Raw genomic sequence first — 18,841 nt, 5'->3', positions numbered from 1 at the left:
GGTTTGCCACGCAGGGCGTGGCACTACCGTGGTTGCCTTTTGGGATTGCGCGGGACACGCATGGCGTGTCTCTACGCGGTTGCACGCGTCGCGTTTGGTTCTACGCGTAGTGACACGCCATGCGTGTCATCACCCCACCCGACGCCGCAACTGCATGATGGCTTCGGGCAATTCGGTGCGCATCTGCTCGCGCAGCGCTTCGGCCACTTCGTGGTAACGACGGCGTTGGATGAAATAGCAGTACACGAACAGCCCCAGGATCAGCAGCATCGGCCATGTGGACGTCGCCACCATCGGCATCGCCACGCACAGCACCGCGATACCCAGGGTCATCCAATTGCAGATGCCCTCTACCCGCACTTGGTTGCGCCTGGCGTCCACCACCACCAGCCCTCGCATGACCGGGTAATAGCGCTTGGCACCGCTGAGGAAGAAACTCTCGCGGAACGCCATTCGGCCACCGGGCAACGGGCGGAACAGCATGGGAATCCACTCGTAGGTCGCCACGTCCCGTTCCAGGCAGTTCAGTACCAACCGTTCGCGCATCTCCGCCGTGGCAGGAATGCGCTCGCTGAACAACCGGATGCCCAGCCCGAAATAGAGCGGGTTCCACGCGAGCATGAGCACGATCTCCACCACCATCACCGCAACCATTGCGTAGAAGAAGACCATGCTCGCGTCCTTACTCGACAGCAGTGGAAGTAGGCAGTGCCGCACCCTTTGGCCATAGCAGCCACAGGTTGCCCTTCTGCTTCATGTCGCCAGCCAGCTTGCCGGCCGCATCGCCGGTACCCCAGTACAAGTCGGCGCGCACTTCGCCGGCGATGGCGCCGCCGGTGTCCTGCGCGGCTACCGGGCGCACCACCGGGGTGCCGTCCGGGCGGGTGGTGGACAGCCACAGCAGGCTGCCCAGCGGGACCACGGTGCGGTCCACCGCCACGCTGTAACCGGCGGTGAGCGGCACGTTCAAGGAGCCGCGTGGGCCTTCGTCGCCGTCCGGGCCTTTGGTGAAGAACACATAGCTGGGGTTGCTGGCCAATAGCTCCGGCACGCGCGCCGGATGCGCGTTGGCCCAGGTGCGGATGGCGTCCATGGTGACGTCTTCCTTCTTCAGCTCACCCTGCTCCACCAGCCAGCGGCCGATCGGGCGGTACGGGTGGCCGTTCTGGTCGGCGTAGGCGATGCGCAGCTGGCGGCCGTCGTCCAGACGGATCCGGCCCGAACCCTGGATCTGCAGGAACTGGAGGTCCATCGGGTTGGTCAGCCAGGCCAGTACGGGTGCTTTGGCACCTTGTGCGTTGATCTTCGCCGCGTCGTCATAGGGCCGCAGCACTCGCCCTTCCACGCGGCCGCGCAGTCGCTTGCCCTTGAGTTCGGGGTAGAGGTCATCGAGCTGCACACTGACCATGTCGGTCGGCACGCCGTAGACCGGTACGGTGGCCTTGGCGGTGCGGGTCAGGCTGCCGCTGTAGACCGGTTCGTAGTAGCCGGTGATCAGGCCCTCGGCGCGGTGGCCGCCGGCGCGCAGAGCGTATACCTGCAGGTTTTCCTGCAGGAACTGGCGGATCGCCGTAGGGGTGTTCGATACGTTCGCGGCGGATGCGCAGGTAGAGGACCAGACCGCATCGCTCTTCAAGCGCGGGCAGGCGCTGCGCCATGCGGCGAAGCCGGCCTGCAGGTCTGCGTCGGCAACGTCAGGAAGTCCCTTCCAGTCAGCCTTGGCATAGGTGCTGGTGGGCGGGGCGGCGGCTGGCTTGGTCGGAGGAACGGTGCTGCAGGCGGTGAGAAGAGTCAGGCCCAGAAGGGCGAAGGCAGAAGGCTTGGTCATGTCACCGGGTCTGTAGCAGCAGCGAATGCAGGATGCGGGCGTCTTCGGCGTCGAGGGTGGGCGGCAGGTCGTCACGGCCGCGGAAGCGGCGGTGGAACGCGCCCACGGTAGCATCGCGGTCGTCGAGCGCGTAGCCGAAGGCCTGCAGGCCCAGCCACGGATCGAAGCCTTCGGGCGCGGGGCCATCGCTGGCGCGCGGCCACACCCCGAAACCGGCTTCCGCCAGCTGCTGCCAGGGGAAGTAGCGGCTGGGGTCCTGCTTGCGGGCGGGGGCAAGGTCGGCGTGGGCGATGATCTGGCTGCGCGGGATGTCCAGGCGGGTGCACAGGTCCGTGAGCAGGCGGATCAACGCGGCGATCTGGTCGGGCGCGAACGGGCTATTGCCATCATTGTCGATCTCGATGCCGATCGAGGCCGAATTGAGGTCGGTGATGCTGCCCCAGCGGCCGCCACCGGCATGCCAGGCACGCCGGTTGTCGGCCACCAGCTGGTAGATATGGCCGTCTGATCCGACCAGGTAATGCGAGCTGACCCGGCCCCCGCTGTTGGCGGTGCGCAGGGTGTGCAGGCTCTGCTGCACGTTGTCCTGGTCGGTATGGTGCAGCACGATGATGACCGGGCTGCGCACGTTGTGGTTTGGCGACGGCACCCAGGTGGCCAGCGGGCTGCGGATGTCGGTACTGGTGGCGCACCCGGCGAGCAGGGCGGTGGCGAGCAGCACGAGCGGAAGTCGGAATCGGCGCATGCCCTGATTGTGCGTCATAAGCCGCCCCAGTGCGTAGGGTCACACCCTGCGGGCCTGCTTAAAGCTTGAACTCCTTGCTCAGAACCTCCACCCCGCCAAGGAGTACTCTGCAGCGCTTGGCGTCGGCGGCGGGCATCACCTTGCCGATCAACGGATTGAGTGCGCTGTAGAAGGTCTTGTTGCAGGTCGCATCTTTCTCAAAGGGCAATGCATGGCCATCTGCGTCTGCCGTAATCCGGCATTCGGATACCAAGCCATCAGGCAGGATGGCGATGGGTGCGCCCTTCATCGTGGCCATGTCCATGATGGTGACCATCTCGTTGCAACCGCCACTCACGCTCTGCTGCTCGTAACGGCCATCAAACACCACATCTTCATGGTCGGTGCCCTTGAACACGGACTTCCCATTGATGCTTGCGGTCACGGTGTTGGGCTTGAACATTCCCGCCGGCACGATGCATACCTCGACCTTGAGGGGAGAACCATCTAGCTCCCGCACTTCCGTCTGGCACTCGGCAAATGCTGTGGAGGCACTCGCCATTGCAAGAATCACGATTGCGGGTGAAGCATACAGTTTCTTCTTCAAGCTGAGTCCTTCATTGGCGGCAGAGAAAAAACAGTCTGTGATGACGCTGGCGACGTTACGGACCAGTTGCCTTCAGGACATCAGGGATACGACGAAGATTCCGATCTGGAAGGGCAACAGCAGAGTCAGGACCGTCATCATCAGCCCCACCTCCAGCCGTGACGGGCGGAGCCCCCATCCTGCCTTGGCAAGGAATACCGAAACCATCACGGGAATGAGCAGAAGATTGAAGACGGAAAACGACGCCGGATAGTGCTGGACTCCCCACTGCACCGCCTGAGCCAACTGCCGGTTCAGACCGCTGCTTCCACTCAACCAGGAATCCCCGAAGACAATGGCCGGCACGAGGAGAAGCTGAATCAGGCAGAAAATAAGGCATTCAACCCACAAGGCCAGGTAAAGCGATCGTAGAACGCCAGCCTTTGGCTCGCGAATCATGAAGCCTCCTTTCCCGGAAGTTGCCTCAATGAGGCTGAGAACAGTCACGACGTTGGCATCTTCATCAGCAGGAACATCGAACTCAAGAGGAGTGAGAGCCAGGCGAGAATCGCGACGCCAACTTCGCCTCGACCAGGCCTTCTCCCTTTCCGCGCCCTAAGCGCGATTGACCAGGTGGCAACATAAGTAATGATCATTCCTGCAGTGAGCCATTCGAACATCAACTTGCGATCAAACAAGAAGCGGACGGGCACCGCCGTTGCCAGAACGATCACGGCAATCCAAAGCAGTGTCCATCCCCGACTACTCATACGCGCAATGATCTCCCGTGATGGTTCGAAGAAGGATGAAGCACATGTCTGGCGCTAGTTCTTCGACGCACCACCAGTCCTCTCAGGCGGCTTCGTAGAGTAGAGCTCCGCAATGATGGGATTGACCAGGCTGCCGACGGGCCGTTTCTCGCAATTCTCGAGCTCTCCGCAGTCCTTTACCGGAGAAATGACCAGTCCGGCGACCAACGTTTCCCGACCATACATGTTCTTGATGGCTTCCGCGAGAGCGACGCGTTGCTTTATCGCGTTGTCCTGGGTTGTGACCGAGTCGACCATGGCCGCAATCCTGCCACGTTCCTGCGTGGCGTTCGCCCCTGCAGCATAGGCCGCCACCTCGTAGAGATTCATCGTGTAAGCACGGTACGCGTCAGGGTGCAGATTGGGCTGATCCGGGTCCGAACCGTCCTTGAGATGGCCAAACATCCCCGCGTAATGTGTTCCATCTTCGGTGACGTGAGCGAAGGAGTCCCCAAACGAGTGCAGGATCCTCTGAACATTCGCGTTTGAGAGCAGGGCCTTCTTGACCTCCGGGGAGTTCTCGTACTTCTTCATTGTTTCAAGGATCACCGCCACTGCGTCACGCAGCTCCATCTGCGTCGAGATTACCTTGCCCTTGTCGGTCTGTCCGTCCAACAGGTGAATCAGCTGCTGATTCCCCTCCGCCGACAGTCCATTGAAGACGTTGCGCACGGAGATCGCGTTTCGAACATCGGTATCCGGAGACCATGCTGCGAGCGCGACGGCTTTTGCGTCAGTCTCACTGAAACCTGCAAGGTACAGAACAGTAGCCATGGTCGAGTAGTGCCCGACTTCGCCCCAGTTGTTGTCGACTGCATTGCTTGCAGAGTTACTGGCTGCAATCGCGCTGCGGAGCCCGCCGTCAAACGATCCAAGTATCCCCCCACCCATTCCCGCAATGGAACTCACGGTCTCCTTCTCGCTCGACGTCAGATCCTTGCTCTCCTTTCCGAACATGAACCTGGCAATGGCTGGCGCAGCCGCTTCGGCGCCACCGGCGGCCAACGCACCGATCAAAGCGCTGTCGCCGCCGGCTGATGCGACGGCCGCGCCAAGCAGTGCGTGTGCCAGCAGGTGCGTCGCGCTTCCCTCTTCGCCTCGACTACCCCCATCCATGGTGTTTCTTGCTGCATTTTCCTTGAAATACTGTCCAATCTGGTGTGACAGTGCAGGTGCAAGGGTTCCGGCGACGATCTGTCCGGTGCTTCCTGACGACGCCGCGATGCCGTTCGTAAGGGCTCCGACCAGAACACCCACCTTCTGCAGGTTCTCGATCTCCTGGTCTGCCTGCAACGCAACCGCAACCAGCTGTGCTCTTTCGCTTGGAGTCATCACGGCATTCATCCCAGCATCGCCCAGAAGCCGCTTTGCTTCTTCCCTGCGTGCTGTCGCCTCATCAATCGACGCATTGATGTCAGCCCGGATCTGCGTCCCCGCCGCCACCACGGTGCCCGTGGCCTGCGCCATGGCCCGCTGCTCCTGCAGCATCTTCTGCAGGTCCGGCAGGGTGTCAAGCGCCGTGTGCGCCGCACTGGCATCGGTGTTCACGCCCAGGTCTGCGGCGTCGACCTTTTTGCCGCCGATGGTGATGTTGCCGCCGGTCAGGGTGGCATAGGTGGTGGAACTGTCGTGGCCGCTCTCGGACATCGGGATGCCCGGGTTGAAGGACGTTTTGTTGACGGCGCCGTACTCGCCATTGGCGATGGTGTTGCCGATGTCCTTCATCTGGCCGGCGGCGCCCGGTGCGGCTACCGGGTTGCCGCTGGCATCAGTTGCGGCCTTGCCACCGTATCCGAAGCCACCGCTGACGCTGGCCGAGCTGGCCCGGTAGTCCATCTCGTTCTTGAGATCGGTGAAGGTGAAGCTTTCGGCGGTCAGGTCGCTGTTGGTCGCGTTGGTGCTGGCGATGGCGCCGCCCACCAGGTTCACGTGGCCGGCATCGACGTGGTAGCCGCCGTCACCGGCGAACAGGCCGGACTGCTGGCCGACGCCCTTGTAGCTGCCGTTGGACTTGGCGGCACTGGCGTAGCCGCTGGCGTCCCACGCGGTGCCGAACGACACCTGCACGCGACCACCCACCTGGCTTTCCTTGGACATGCTCTCGGCGATGTCCTGCAGCGACTCGATGGTGAGCGTGCCGCCGGTCTTCACATCGATCCGGTCGGCCGTGGCGGTGGCGCCACGCAGGGTGGTGTCCCCTTCCGCCTTCAGCGAGATGTTGCTGCCGGCCAGCGTGGTGTTCTGCCAGGTGCTGCTCTCGGCGTTGGACTTGCTGCTGCCGACGCTGGCCTCGGCGTACACGTACACACCGGTCTGCGCGCCCACGGACACGCCCACGCCGACTTCGGCACCGGCGTTGTTGCTCTTGCTGCTGTTCTGCAGGTTGGCCTGGCCCGCCTCGAGCAGGATGTCGCGCGCCGAATCCAGCGTCAGCGTGTTGCCGGCGCTCAGGTTGCCCTGCACCACGTGGATGTCACCGCTGGTGCTGGTCAGGTTGACGTTGCCGCCGCCCTGGATGGTGGAACCGCGCGAGACCGTGCTGCTGCCATCAGCGCTGCTGCTGGAGGACTTGAAGCCGATGCCGGCTTCGGCACTGAACAGGGAGGCGCCGCCCCCCTTGGCCGCGCTGGCGATGGCGCTGCCCGCCTGGTAGGCGTTGGCGCCCGCTGCCATGCCCTGCATCGCCTGCAGGCGCCCGTCGGACTGGCGTGCGGCGTCGACGTTGTTGATCAGGTCTATGAAGGGCGACTTGATCCGTGCGAACACGCCGATCTTCAGGTCCTTGTCGCTCTGCGAGTTGTAGCCGCTCTCGTCCGCCGTGAGCAGCGCGATCTCCGCGGCGGTGATGTTCACGTCCTGCGCGGCCACCACGTTGCTGGCGATCTGGGTGTATTTGCCACCCGCGCCCAGGTTCACGTTGCCGCCGAGGCTGCCGATGGTGCTGGCGACCTGCGAGACCATGCCGCTGTCGTCTTCATGCTGCTGGCGGTGCCAGCCGGCGAACTTCTCGGTATCGGAGATCTGCACCGTGCCGATCGCCTTGCTGTCTGCCGTGTTGGCATTGCCCACCGTGTCCTGCCCGCTCTGCACGGTCAGGTTGCCGGCAGCGCGGATGGTCACATCCTTTTCGGCGGCGATGTTGGCCGCAGTGAGGGTGATGTCGCCTTCGGTGGTGGCCATGCGCACGCCACCGCCCACTGAGAGCTGGGTACCGGTGATGGTGTCGCTCTGGCCGTTGCCGTCGCTGCGCGCATTGTTGGTGCCGCCTGGCAGGCCGCTGGTGTTGTTGGCGTAGCCCCAGCCCTTGCCGCCGCTCTGGCTTGTGCTGGACTCGGTGTTGTGGGCCACGTCGAACACGATGTCCTTGGTCGCCAGCAGCAGCGCATCGCCTTCGGCCGAGAGCTGGGCGCCCTGGCTGGTGATGGAACCGCCATTGGCGATCAGGGTCATGTCGCCGCCCGCGCTCAGCTGCGCCACGCGGGCGTCGCTGGTGGAGTGGGTCTGGTTGCCACTGGCGCGCTGGCTGCCGCCTGTGTGTACGACCGCAGTGGTGGCCGCGCGTACGCCCGACGCAGTGCCCTCGGCATTGCGGGTGATGTCGCCCATGGTCGAGCCACTGTCGGCCATGCCGTCGGTGGTGGAGTCGCGGGCGCTGCGGTAGGCCTTGCCCGGATCGTAGGTGACGCCGGTCGAGAACCCGCTGGATTTGCTGGACTGGCTGTTCTGGGTGTCTACCGTGTCCTGGCGGGCGACGAGGCTGATGTCCTTGCCGATCAGGGTCAGGTCCTGGCCTGCGGCCACGTCGGAGGCGGCAATGGTCAGCTGGTTGCCGGCGTTGAGCTGGACGTTGCCGTTCATGGCGCCGACCGCCGAGCCCACCTGCGTGGTGGACTGGCTGGCACCCTGGTTGTTGGCTTTCGAGCTGCTGTACCCCATCGAGGCCACGCCGTTGGCAAAGCCGCCGGTGATGCCCGACTTCTTCTGGCTGAAGCTGCTGGCTTCGCTCAGCGTGTCCTGCGCCGATTCGATGGTGATGTTGTTCACTGCGGCAATGCGCAGGTCGTTGTCGGCCAGCACGGTGGAGCCGGTGATGGAGACATCGTTGCCCGCGATGATATCGACGGTCTTGCCGCCCACGCTGGAGCCAACCGCATAGCTGGCCGAACTCTGGTCGTGGGTAGTGGTGGTGGTGCTGGAGAACGTCTTCTTCTTGCGGGTGGTTTCATCCACCACCAGGTCGTGGGTTTCCTGGGCGGTGGTCAGGGCCACGTTGCGGCCGGCCGAGAGCACCACGCCGCCGTCGCTGCTGTCCACCGTGGTGGACTGCAGCGTGAGGTCGCGCCCGGCCTGCAGGGCGACGCCTTCGGCGCCGCTCAGCTGGTTGCCCTGCACCCAGCCACTGGCGGCGGTCACCTCGCGCGAATGGTTTTTGCTCTTCGCCCCGCTCTCGAAGCCCTGGGTGTCGACCACGGCCACGCTGTTGATGTCACGGCCGGCCTGCGCGACCAGGGCGTTGCCGGCCGAGACGGTGGCAGCGGCAAGATTCAGGTCGCGGCCCGCGTTCAGGACCACATCGCCGGCACCGGTGATGGTGGTGCCGATGTGGGTGACCTGGCTCTGGTTGGTGAAGTTGCGGGCGTCGTGGGTGAGCGAGACGCTGCGCTGCTCGGTAACCGAGGTCAGGTTGATGTCGCCACCCGCCACGATGCCGGTGATGCCATCGGTGCCGGCATTGGCCACCTGCGCCGCGCGCAGCTCGACATTGCCCCCGGCGTTGACGCTGAGCACGCCGGCGCCGTCCTTGTTGGTCACATACAGGCCGGCCACGCGGTCCAGCGTGGTGGTCTGCTGGACCAGCAGGTCGCCCTTGTCGCCCCACTCACGGGTGGTGGAGGCGACGGTGATGTCGCCGCCGGCCTTTAGCGCGAGCACGTCGGTCGCAGTGACGGTACTGCCGATGATGTCGATGTTGCCGCTGGCCTTCAGGCCGACCTGCTGGCCGCTGATCTGGCCACCGCCGATGTTGCGGATGTTGCCGGCGTCGATGCTGACCAGCTGGCGGCCGGCGATGTCGCCGTTGTTGACCAGGTCGCCGCGCAGCTTGATGTCGATGTCGGCACCGGCCAGCAGTGCGCCGTTGCTGTCGAGGTCGCCCGGCATCACGCGCAGATACACCTGCGGCACCAGCGCGCGGGTCACCGAGCCGTCGGCCAGGGTGACGTCCTGTTCGACCAGCCAGACGATGTCGCTGGTGAGGCGCGCCATCTGCTCGGCGGTGAGCGCCACGCCGGGGCGCAGGCCCCAGGCACCGGCCACGGTGGCACCGGCCTCAAGCAGCGCACGGTACTGGTCTTCGTCGCTGGCGTAGCCGTCCAGGAAGCGGCGACCGGTGAGTTCGCCGATCTGCTCGCGGACCAGCTTCTGTTCGTAGAAGCCATCGCCGAGCCGCTTCTGGGTCTGCGTCGGCTCGAAACCGGCGCGCTGCAGCAGGTAGTCGGAGCTGAGCCAGCTGCGGTAGTTGGCGAACTTCGGGTCGGTCTCGACCAGATAGTTGCCACGATTGGCGTCCACGTTGAACAGGCTGGCGCTGGGCGCGCTGGCATTCGGAGTAGCGGTCACCACCACATGCGGGTCATCGCCGGCAGCGGCGACGGCCTGCTTGCGGTCCAGTGCGGCGTTGCCGCCACTGCCGTTGCTGCTGCCCGCCTGCACGGCGGCCGGGCCATTGGCCGTGGCGTGGCCAGCCTGCGCGGCGCTGATGTCCTGTGCACCGCCGCTGCCGGGGCCGGCCAAGCCAACCTGGCCCGGGCCCTGCGCGACGGCGGTGTCGGCCAGCTGCGCGCCGGCGCTGCCGGGGCCCTGCACGGCGGTGCCGTTCTCGCCCTGGGCAGCAGACGCCGCGCCCGGTCCCTGCGCGCTCACCGGACCCGCCCCCTGGCCAGTGCTCTGGCCGGGGCCCTGTACGGAACCGGCGCCCGGACCCACCGAGCCCGCACCGGGGCCGCTGGTGTTGAGGTTGGAGGTGCCGCTGCCGTTGCCCACGCTGGGACCACTGCTGCCGACGTTCTCGTTGCGAAGGTTGCCCACGTCGATGGTGAGCTTGCCGCCGGCGGTGATTTCGGTGCCGAGCACGCCCAGGGTCTGGGTGATCGGCGCGGCGCTCCAGTTGCTGCGGGAGCCGCCGTAGGTGTACGACACGTTGCTGAAGGTGTCGGTTCGCTCCAGCGTGCGCGATCGGTTGATCACCGACGACGTCGCAACGTTCAACCCCCGGATGCTGAAATCGCGACCGGCGGCGATGCTGGCGTACTCGTTGAGCAGCGCATCGGTGGCGATGTTGATGTTGCCACCGGCGGTGATTACCGCATCGGCGCCGGCCGATACCAGCACGTCTTCCACGGTGGTGCGGGTGGCGTCGCGGTACTTTTCGTTGCCGCTGGTTTCCTGCGGGTGCCGCTGCATGTTGATCAGCATCGCGTCCGGATTGTCGTAATCCGGGTAGGTGATCAGCTGTACGCAGGTGGTGGTGCAGGTGCCGTAGGCGTTGCTGTAGTTGAGCGTGTCCGATTCATAGCCGAATGCCGGGCTGCCCGGCTGGCTCGTGGAGAGGTCGCGGAATGGATCTTCGGCGCCGGCGCCAAGCTGGTCGGGATTGTTGCGGTTGTCCGACCGGCCGATGTAGTAGATCACCACGTTGCCGTCCTGGACGGTCAGTCGCGCGCGTTCGCCGCGCGCGCCATACAGGCCGCCACGGGCAAAGTAGTAGGCGCTGGTGTTGGCGGTCAGGCGCACCACGGCGCGACGGATCTGCTGGCCGTCGGGCGTGATGTAGGGGGTGTCCTCAATGATGTCGGCCGGATTGAGGTAATAGACCTCATAAGGCTGATAGTTGGACGTCTCCCTCAGGCGCCCCTTGTTGTCACCGTTCTTGAACCAGCCCGGTTGATTGAGCCTTACCGTGGCATGTTGGGTGGTTGTACGCTCCACCACCACGTTCTCGCGGATGTTGTTCACCGCCAGCGCGTTGATGTCCAGGTTGCCGGCGATATCAATGGTGGCGCTTAGGTTGTCGATGCGCTGCGCGGTGCCTACCGCATTCAAGCCGCTCAGCCCGCCACCGATGAAGGCATCGCCGTCGCTGAAGATCAGGCTCTTGCCGCGGTTGGTCAGCACGCCCACGCCCAGGTCCAGACGCTGGCGCGCGGCGATGGTAGCCGAGCGTTCCACGCCGCCGACGTTCTCGGCGATGTTGTTGAGGGTGCCGGCGTTGATCGCGATGCGGTCGCCATAGATGCGGCCGGTGCCGATGTTGGTCAGCGTACCCGCGTCGATATGGGTGGTGTGGCCGTCCAGCAGGCCACGGTTGACCAGCTCGCCGTTGGCGACCAGGCGGGTCAGGCCGACGCTGCTGATTTCGCCGGTGGCCGCGTTGTAGATGTTGCCGGCGCTGATGTTGACCCCGGCGCCCTGCAGCTTGCCCTGGTTGTCCAGGTTGCCCTGGATGGCAAGGGTGAGCGTGCCATTGGCGGCCAGCTCGCTGGTGTTGGTGTAGCTCTGGCGCAGCTCCAGGGTCATGTCGCCCTGCGAGAGCAACCTGCCGTTGCCGTTGATCTCGCGGGTGCGGATGATCTGGTTGCTGCCGGCCACCAGCGTGCCGCCTGCGTTGGCGATGCTGTCGGCGTTGATTTCGGAGGTCTGCGCGGCGGACACCTGCCCGCCGGTGTTGTTCAACAGACCGCCGAGCTGCAGCTTCAGGTTGTCGGCCAGGACCTGGCCCTGCTGGTTGTCCAGGCTGCCCGTGGTCACCTGCAGCTGCTTGCCCTGCAGGCCCAATGCCGGGCCGTTGGGCGCGCTGAGGGTATTGCGGTTGTCGACGCTGGCGGCCTGCACCGCGAGCGTGCCGGCGGCGGCGACCAGCCCGCTGCGGTTGTCCAGCGCGCCCGGCAACGCGATGTCGGCGTTGCGGCCGACGCTGATGGCACCACCAACGTTGCTCAGCGTCTGCGCGCGCAGGGTAAGGTCGCCCGCGCCCTGCAGCGAGCCGCCACCGGAGTTGTCCACGCTGCTGGCGTTGACCGTGATGGCGCCCTTGCCATAGACGGCACCGGCGCGGTTGTCGAAGGCACCGCTGGTGATGTCCAGGGTGCCGCTGCTGTTGATGCCATTGCCGTTGGCGTTGGTGTTGAGCAGCGCCTGCCCGGCGGTGTCGATGCGCAGATTGCCGGCCGACTGCAGCAGGCCCCCGCTGTTGTCGAGCAGGCCGGTGTGCAGCGTGTTGGCCCCCGTCAGGCTGGCCACGATGCCGCCGCGATTGTCGAGGGCCAGGCCATGGGTGCCGAGGTCGACGCTGCCGGCAATGATCCGGCCGGCCTGGTTGTTCATGCCGGCCGCGTCCAGCGCCAGCGCGGTACCGGCCTGGATCAGGCCGGCGGCGTTGTTGAGCTGGGTGGCCGTGTCGAGCTGCAGCGCCGCGCCGGCGGCGAGGATGCCGGTCGCGTTGTTCACGGTGCCTGCCGTGATGTCGGCATCGCCGCCGGCGTTGATGGTGCCCTGCGCGCTGTTGTCGAGCAGGCCCTCCGCGGTGACGGTCAGCGCAGAGGTGCCGTCGCTGTGGACGATGCCGGCGCGGTTGTCGATGCTGGCGGCGGTGACCGTGGTGGTACCGCCGGTAAGGATGCGACCGCCCCGGTTCTCGAGCGCGCCGTCGATGCCCAGCTGGCTGCTGGCGGTGCCGGCGGCCTGCAGGGTGCCCTGGTTGTTGAGCAGCTGGGCCGCATGCAGGTCCAGCGCGCCATTGGTGGCGACGGTGCCGGCGGTGTTGTCCAGGCGGCCGCGCACGTTGAGGGCCAGCGCGTCGGTACCGGCCGCAGTCAGGCTGCCACCGGCGGTGACCAGCTCACCGGTCTGCACGTTGATGCGTTGTGCGGCGGTGGTGCCATTGCGCAGGTCGGTGGTTTCGCCCACCAGCTGCAGGCTGCCATTGCTGAGCAGCTTGCCGCCCTCGCCGTTGAGGGTGTGGGCGTTGATCGCCAGGATGCCGGTGCCGGCGTGCTGCACGGTGCCGCCGGCATTGCCCAGCGTCGCCGCGGTGATCTGCAGGTCGCCGTTGCTGGCCAGGGTGCCACCGGCGCCGTTGTCCAAGGTGCCCTGCACCGCAATGGTGCTGGCCCCGGTGCCGCCAGACAACACGATGCCGCCACGGTTGTCGAAGCTGGAGGCAATGAGGTCGAGCTGGTTGGCGCTGAGGGTGGCGTCGCGATGGTCGACGTCGCCGGCGCGCAGGGTCAGGGTCCCCGCCGTAGCGATGCTGCCCTGCTGGCCCTTCAGGTTGCCGGTCTGGACGGTCAGGCCACCTTCGCCGGCGTGGGCGATGCGACCGGCCTCGTTGACCAGGCTGCCGCTCTGCACATGCAGGGCATTGGCATTGCTGGCCACGATGCCACGGCTGTTGTCGAACTGGCCGGTGACCTCGATGCGGGTATCGGCGCTGCCGGCCGAACTCAGGGTGCCGCCGACGTTGGACAACGCGCCTGCGCTGATCTGCTGCGCGCCGTTGGCGGCAAGCGTGCCACCGTCGTTGCCGAGCGCGCCGCGAACCTGCACCACCATGGCCTGCTCACCGGTGGAGGTGAGCGTGCCGCCGGCATTCTGCAGGCTGCCTGCGATGACCCGGACATCGCGTGCGGCAGTGGTGCCGCCACTGATATCCAGCGCTTCGCCCTGCAGGTCCAGCGCGCCGTTGCTGACGATGCGGCCGCCTGCGCCCTGCAGGGTGTCCACGTCGATCTGCAGCTGGCCGTTGCCGGCCTGTTCGATGCTGCCGCTGCGGTTGTCCAGCGTGTCCGCGCTGAGGGTGGCGTCGCCGCCGCTGGCGATCAGGCCGGCGTTGCTGTTATCCAGCAGACCGTCCACGTCCACGTGGAGGTCGGCGGCGCTGTGCAGCGTGCCCCCCTGGTTGTCGAGGCTGGCGGCGGTGATGTCGAGGTCGCCGCTGACCAGGATCTTGCCCGTGCGGTTGTCCAGCGCGGTGTCGACGCTGATCTGGCTGGCGGCCGTGCCGGCGGCCTGCACGGTGCCGCCACTGTTGAGCAGCGTGCCCGCGCGCAGGTCCAGCGCACCATTGCTGGCGAGGGTGCCGCCACTGTTATCGAGCTGGTTGCGTGCATGCAGCACCAGCGCATCGGTGCTGGTGGCGGTGAGCGTGCCGCCTGCGGTGGTCAGGGTGCCGCTGTCGATGCGGATGCGCTGGGCCGAGGTGGTGCCGTTGCGCAGGTCGATGTTCTCGCCCTGCACGGACAGGCCACCGTTGCTGACCAGCGTGCCGCCGGCGCCGTTGAGGGTAGCGGCGGTAATGTCGAGCAGGCCGCTGCCGGCCTGCTGCACGGTGCCGTCGGCATTGCCGAAGGTCGCTGCTTCGATCACCACATCGCCATTGGTGGCGATCAGGCCGTCGTCGCCGTTGTCCAGCACGTCCGCCACGGTGAGGCGGTTGGCGCCGGTACCGGTGGCGATCAGCTTGCCGCCGCGGTTGTCGAAGGACTGCGCATCCAGCGCGATCTGCGCGGCCTGCACCGTGGCGCCACGGTGGTCCACCGCACCGGCCGACAGGTTCAGGGTGCCCGCGGTGACCACGGTGCCGTCGCGGCCGTCCAGCTGCCCGGTGGTGAGCGTGAAGCCCTGCGTACCGGCGTGGTTGAAGGTGCCCTGCTCGTTGCGCAGGCTGCCGGCGCTCACCGACAGTGCGGCAGCGTTGCTGGCGATCAGGCCCTTGCTGTTGTCGAGCGCGCCGCTGACCGTGATCTGGCTGTTGGCGGTACCGGCCGCGCTCAGGGTGCCCTCGCGGTTGCCCAGGGACCCGGCGTCGATGCGCTGCGCACCGTTGGACGCGATGGTGCCGCCGTTGTTGGCCAGCTGGTCGCGCACCTGGAGGGACATTTCGCCGGTGCCGGTGGCACTGAGCGTGCCGCCGCTATTGTCGAGGCTGCCCGCCTGCACGGTGATGTCGGTGGCCCCGACCGCGCCGTCGCGCAGATCCAGCTCCTCACCCTGCAGCTGCAGCGCGTCGCTGGCGACGATGCTGCCCTCCGCATTGCGCACCGAGGCCGCCTCGATGCGCAGGTCGCCATTGCCGGAGATGGCACCCGCGGTGTTGTCCAGCGCATTGGCCACGCGGATCCGCGAGGCGGCCTCGCCGGCCGCGATCAGCTTGCCGTGGTCGTTGATGAAGCTGCCGGCGTCGATATCCACCGCGCCGTTGCTGCCCAGCGTGCCGCCGCTGTTGTCCAGCAGGGTATGGGCCTGCACCTGCAGGGTACCGTTGCCCAGCGCGCTGAGCTGGCCGCCGGCGGTGATCAGCCGGTTGCTGTCGATCTGGATCTGCCGGGCGGCCGTGGTGCCATTGCGCAGGTCGAGCGTGTCGCCACGCAGGCTGAGCGCACCGTTGCTGAGCAGGGTACCGCCGGCGCCAGACAGCGTGTCCACGTCGAGGGTGAGCGCGCCGGTACCGGCCTGCTGGATGCTACCGCCGGCGTTGCCAAGGATGTCGGCGCTGATCGCCAGGTCGCCATTGCTGGCCAGGCTGCCGCCGTCGCCGTTGTCGAGCGTGCCGGTCACCTGCAACGTGTTGGCGCCGGTCCCGGTAGCGACGATGCTGCCGCCGCGGTTGTCCAGCGATGCGGCCGTGAGGTCGAGCTGGGTAGCGGCCAGCGAGGCGCCGCGATGATCGATCTCGCCTGCATGCAGGGTAAGCGTGCCGGCCGTACCGATCTGGCCGTCCTGGCCGTCCAGGCGCCCGGTGTTGATCGACAGGCCACCGCTGCCCGCGTGGCTGAGGGTGCCGTCGGCATTGACCAGCGCGCCGCTCTGCAGCTGCAGTGTCGTGCCGTTGCTGGCCAGGCTGCCACCGCTGTTGTCCAGGGTGCCGGCCACGCTGATCCGGGTGGCCCCGGTACCGGCCGAGTTCAGCGCGCCTCCGCGATTGCTCAGGGCGCCGGCGTCGATCTGCTGCGCGCCATTGGCGCTGATCGCACCGCCGTCGTTGACCAGGTTGCCGCCGACGCGCAGCTGCAGCGCCTGGTCGCCGGAGGACAGCAGGCTGCCGCCGCTGTTGTCCAGCGAGTCCGCCTGGATGTCCACCTGGTGTGCGCGGGTGCTGCCCTTGTGCAGGTCAAGCGACTGCGCCTGCAGCTGCAGCAGGCCGTTGCTGGCAATGCTGCCTTCGCCACCCTGCACGTTGCCGGCGGTGATCTGCAGGGTGCCGGTGCCGGCATGGTCGATGCTGCCGCCCGTGTTGACCAGCCCGTCGGTATCGATGCGCAGGTCGCCGTTGCTGGACAGCATGCCGCCGTCGTTCTGCAGCTGCGCGGTCGCGCGCACGGTGGTCGCGTCGGTGCCGGCGGCCACCAGCTTGCCGCCGGTGTTGATCAGGGTGGTGCTGTCGAGGGACAGCGCGCCGTTGCTGCCGAGCACGCCGCCGCTGTTGTCCAGGGTGCGCGTCACCTGCAGGCGCAGCAGGTCGGTGCTGGCCGAGGTGAGCGAGCCGCCGGCCGTGACCAGGTCGCCGGTGCGGATCTCGATGCGCTGGGCGGCGGTGGTGCCGTCGCGCAGGTCGGTGCTGTCGCCCTGCAGCGACAGGCTGCCATTGCTGAGCAGAGTGCCGCCGGCGCCGTTCAGGGTGTGCGCGTCGATCTGCAGGCTGCCGGTGCCGGCCTGCTGCACGGTGCCGCCGGCATTACCGAGCGTGTCCGCACTGATGTGCAGGTCGCCATTGCTGGCCAGCGTGCCGCCGTCGCTGTTGTCGAGGTGGTCCTGCACGTGCAGGCTGCTGGCCTGCTGCCCGGTCGAGAGCACGGTGCCGCCGCGGTTGTCGAAGGCGGTGGCCGAGAGGCTGACCTGGTTCGCGATCAGCTGTGCGTTGCGATGGTCGGCGGTGCCCAGCAGCAGGTCGATGTTGCCGCCAGTGGCGATGGTGCCCCCGCTGCCGTCCAGGCGCCCGGCACGCAGCTGCAGGCCATTGCTACCGGCGTGGCTGATGCTGCCGCGCGTGTTGACCAGCGCGCCGACGTCCAGGCCGAGGCTGGCCGCATTGCTGGCAATGTTGCCGTCGCTGTTGTCGAGCGTGCCGATCGACCAGCCGGTGCTGACGGTGCCGCCATGGGCCAGCGTGCCGCCGCGGTTGAGCAGGGTCTGCGCCTGCAGTTCCACGCCCTGCGCCAGGTTGATGCGGCCACCGCTGTTGTCCAGCGTGCCCACCTTGGCGCTGGCGGCGCCCTGCACGTCGAGCGTGCCGCCCACGTTGCGCAGTGCCTCGCCCTGCACCTTCAGCGTGTCCACGCCGAGCTTACCGCCGCTGTTGTCCAGGCTGTTGCCGGCCTGCAGCCGCAACGCTCCGCTGCCGTCGATGGCGCCGCCGTCGTTGTCCAGGGTGTGGGCAATGTTGAGCACGCCGGCGGCCAGTGCAACCGGGGTGACCGGCGGGGTGACCGTGCCGGTACCCGGGGTCGGCGTGCTGGTGCCGGTCCCGGGGGTACCGCCCGTGCCCGGCGCAGTCGTACCGCCACCGGTGTTGCCACCGCCGTTGCCGCCACCGCTGCCCTCGCCTGGCAAGGTGCTGGCCACGGTGCCGATCCGGCCCTGCACGTTGCGGATGTCGGCGCCGGTCAGCTGCAGCGCCTGCGCGCCGACCTGCTCGATGCTGCCGGCGCGGTTGCGCAGCGCATCGGCGTTGAGTTCGATCCGGCGCGCGTTGAGCGTACCGCCGCTGTTGTCGATGTCGGCCGGGGTGTCCACGCGCAGTTCGCGCTCGGCGCTGAGCGTGCCGGCATTGGCCACGCCGCCGCTGGCGTTCACCCGGGTGTCCTGCTGGGCGTGCAGCGCGCCGGTGTTTTCCAGCCGGCCGTCGGCGGTGACCACCAGTTCGCCGGCCTGCGCACCGATCTTGCCGGCGTTGCGCATGCCCACGCCGTGTTCGTTGCCGACCAGCCAGATGCGGTTGGCATACATGCCGCCCAGCGCGCCCACGTCCAGCGCGAACGCCGGCGCGGCGCCGTCGGCGGCCTGCGCGGCAACGCCGGTGTGGTCGGCACTGACCACGTTGGTGCCCAGGCTGGCCTGCAGCTGGTTGGCCCAGATGCCCGCGTTGACCTGCAGCGAGCGGGTGATGATGTCGGTGTAGTCGGCGCGGCTGGCATCCAGGCCGGCACCGGCAATGCGGATGGCGCCGCCGTTGACCCGGTAGCCTTCCAGCGCGCCGTTGCTGACGATCGGGCTGCCGGTGGTCAGGGTGACGCGGCTGGCGTTGAGGAAGCCGGCGCCGTCGACCTGGATGCCGGCCGGGTTGGCGATCACCACCTGCGCGCGAGCGCCGGCCACTTCGATGTAGCCGTTGAGCTGGCTGGGGTTGCTGCTGTTGACCTCATTGAGGATGACCCGCGCCGTGCCGGTGGCCAGCCACGGGTTGCCCTGCACCCACCCGCCGATCTGGGTCTGGGTGTCGGTGCGCGAGTTGTTGAGGATGGCGCCCTGCGAACCGACGTCGAACTGCTGGTACTGGTTGCGCGACACACCTGCCCGGCTGGGCGTGGTGATGTTGACCTGCGGTGTGCCGTTGGCCGAGGTGACCACGGTGGGGCGCTGCTCGGCCGGTGCATTCGGGTCGGCGATGATGCGGCCGGCATTGGGCGACTGCTGCGCGGAAAGCGGCTGCACCACGCCGACCCAGCCCAGCGCCAGCCACAGTGCGAAGCTCATCGGCCGCAGCGTGGCCACGCTGTTGCCACCGCGTGCGTCGCAGCCGCCGCGTGGTGCGTTGACCAGCTCCGAAGCGACCTGCATGACACCCAACGTGCGGTTGAAGACCAGGCGGTAGACTCGATTCACGGCGTTGCTTCCTTTCA

Annotated in this window: 7 protein-coding genes; all 7 read right to left on the bottom strand. The window is 67.2% G+C overall.

Annotated features, from left to right (window positions below):
* Window positions 1–129: 129 nt before the first annotated feature.
* The 7 genes from HGB51_RS18865 to HGB51_RS18835 all read right to left on the bottom strand — a co-directional run bounded on the left by HGB51_RS18865 (window position 130) and on the right by HGB51_RS18835 (window position 18,824).
* Window positions 130–672 (bottom strand): hypothetical protein, encoded by a 543-nt coding sequence (locus HGB51_RS18865; RefSeq protein ID WP_070208270.1) that lies wholly within the window; start codon window positions 670–672, stop codon window positions 130–132.
* 10 nt (window positions 673–682) lie between these two features.
* Entirely contained in the window at window positions 683–1,828 is a 1,146-nt protein-coding gene (gene mltA / locus HGB51_RS18860; RefSeq protein ID WP_084739007.1) for a murein transglycosylase A, read from the bottom strand.
* Window position 1,829: 1 nt separating this feature from the next.
* Entirely contained in the window at window positions 1,830–2,573 is a 744-nt protein-coding gene (locus HGB51_RS18855; protein ID WP_070208269.1) for an N-acetylmuramoyl-L-alanine amidase, read from the bottom strand.
* 58 nt (window positions 2,574–2,631) lie between these two features.
* The gene (locus HGB51_RS18850; protein ID WP_141739151.1) at window positions 2,632–3,159 is read right to left on the bottom strand and encodes a hypothetical protein; all 528 of its coding nucleotides are present in this window, start codon (window positions 3,157–3,159) and stop codon (window positions 2,632–2,634) included.
* A 72-nt stretch (window positions 3,160–3,231) separates the two neighbouring features.
* The gene (locus tag HGB51_RS18845) at window positions 3,232–3,597 is read right to left on the bottom strand and encodes a hypothetical protein (protein WP_171966928.1); all 366 of its coding nucleotides are present in this window, start codon (window positions 3,595–3,597) and stop codon (window positions 3,232–3,234) included.
* A gap of 44 nt (window positions 3,598–3,641) precedes the next feature.
* Window positions 3,642–3,872, bottom strand: coding sequence for a hypothetical protein (locus HGB51_RS18840; RefSeq protein ID WP_141739150.1), 231 nt, complete (start codon window positions 3,870–3,872; stop codon window positions 3,642–3,644).
* A 90-nt stretch (window positions 3,873–3,962) separates the two neighbouring features.
* A complete protein-coding gene (locus tag HGB51_RS18835) occupies window positions 3,963–18,824 on the bottom strand; it encodes a hemagglutinin repeat-containing protein (RefSeq protein ID WP_171966927.1) in 14,862 nt (4,953 codons plus the stop codon).
* Window positions 18,825–18,841: the final 17 nt, after the last annotated feature.

The organism is Stenotrophomonas bentonitica, assembly GCF_013185915.1.
GTDB classification, from domain to species: Bacteria; Pseudomonadota; Gammaproteobacteria; order Xanthomonadales; family Xanthomonadaceae; genus Stenotrophomonas; species Stenotrophomonas bentonitica.
Note: the sequence above shows the minus strand (reverse complement) of the source record. Positions and strands in the feature narration are given on the sequence as shown.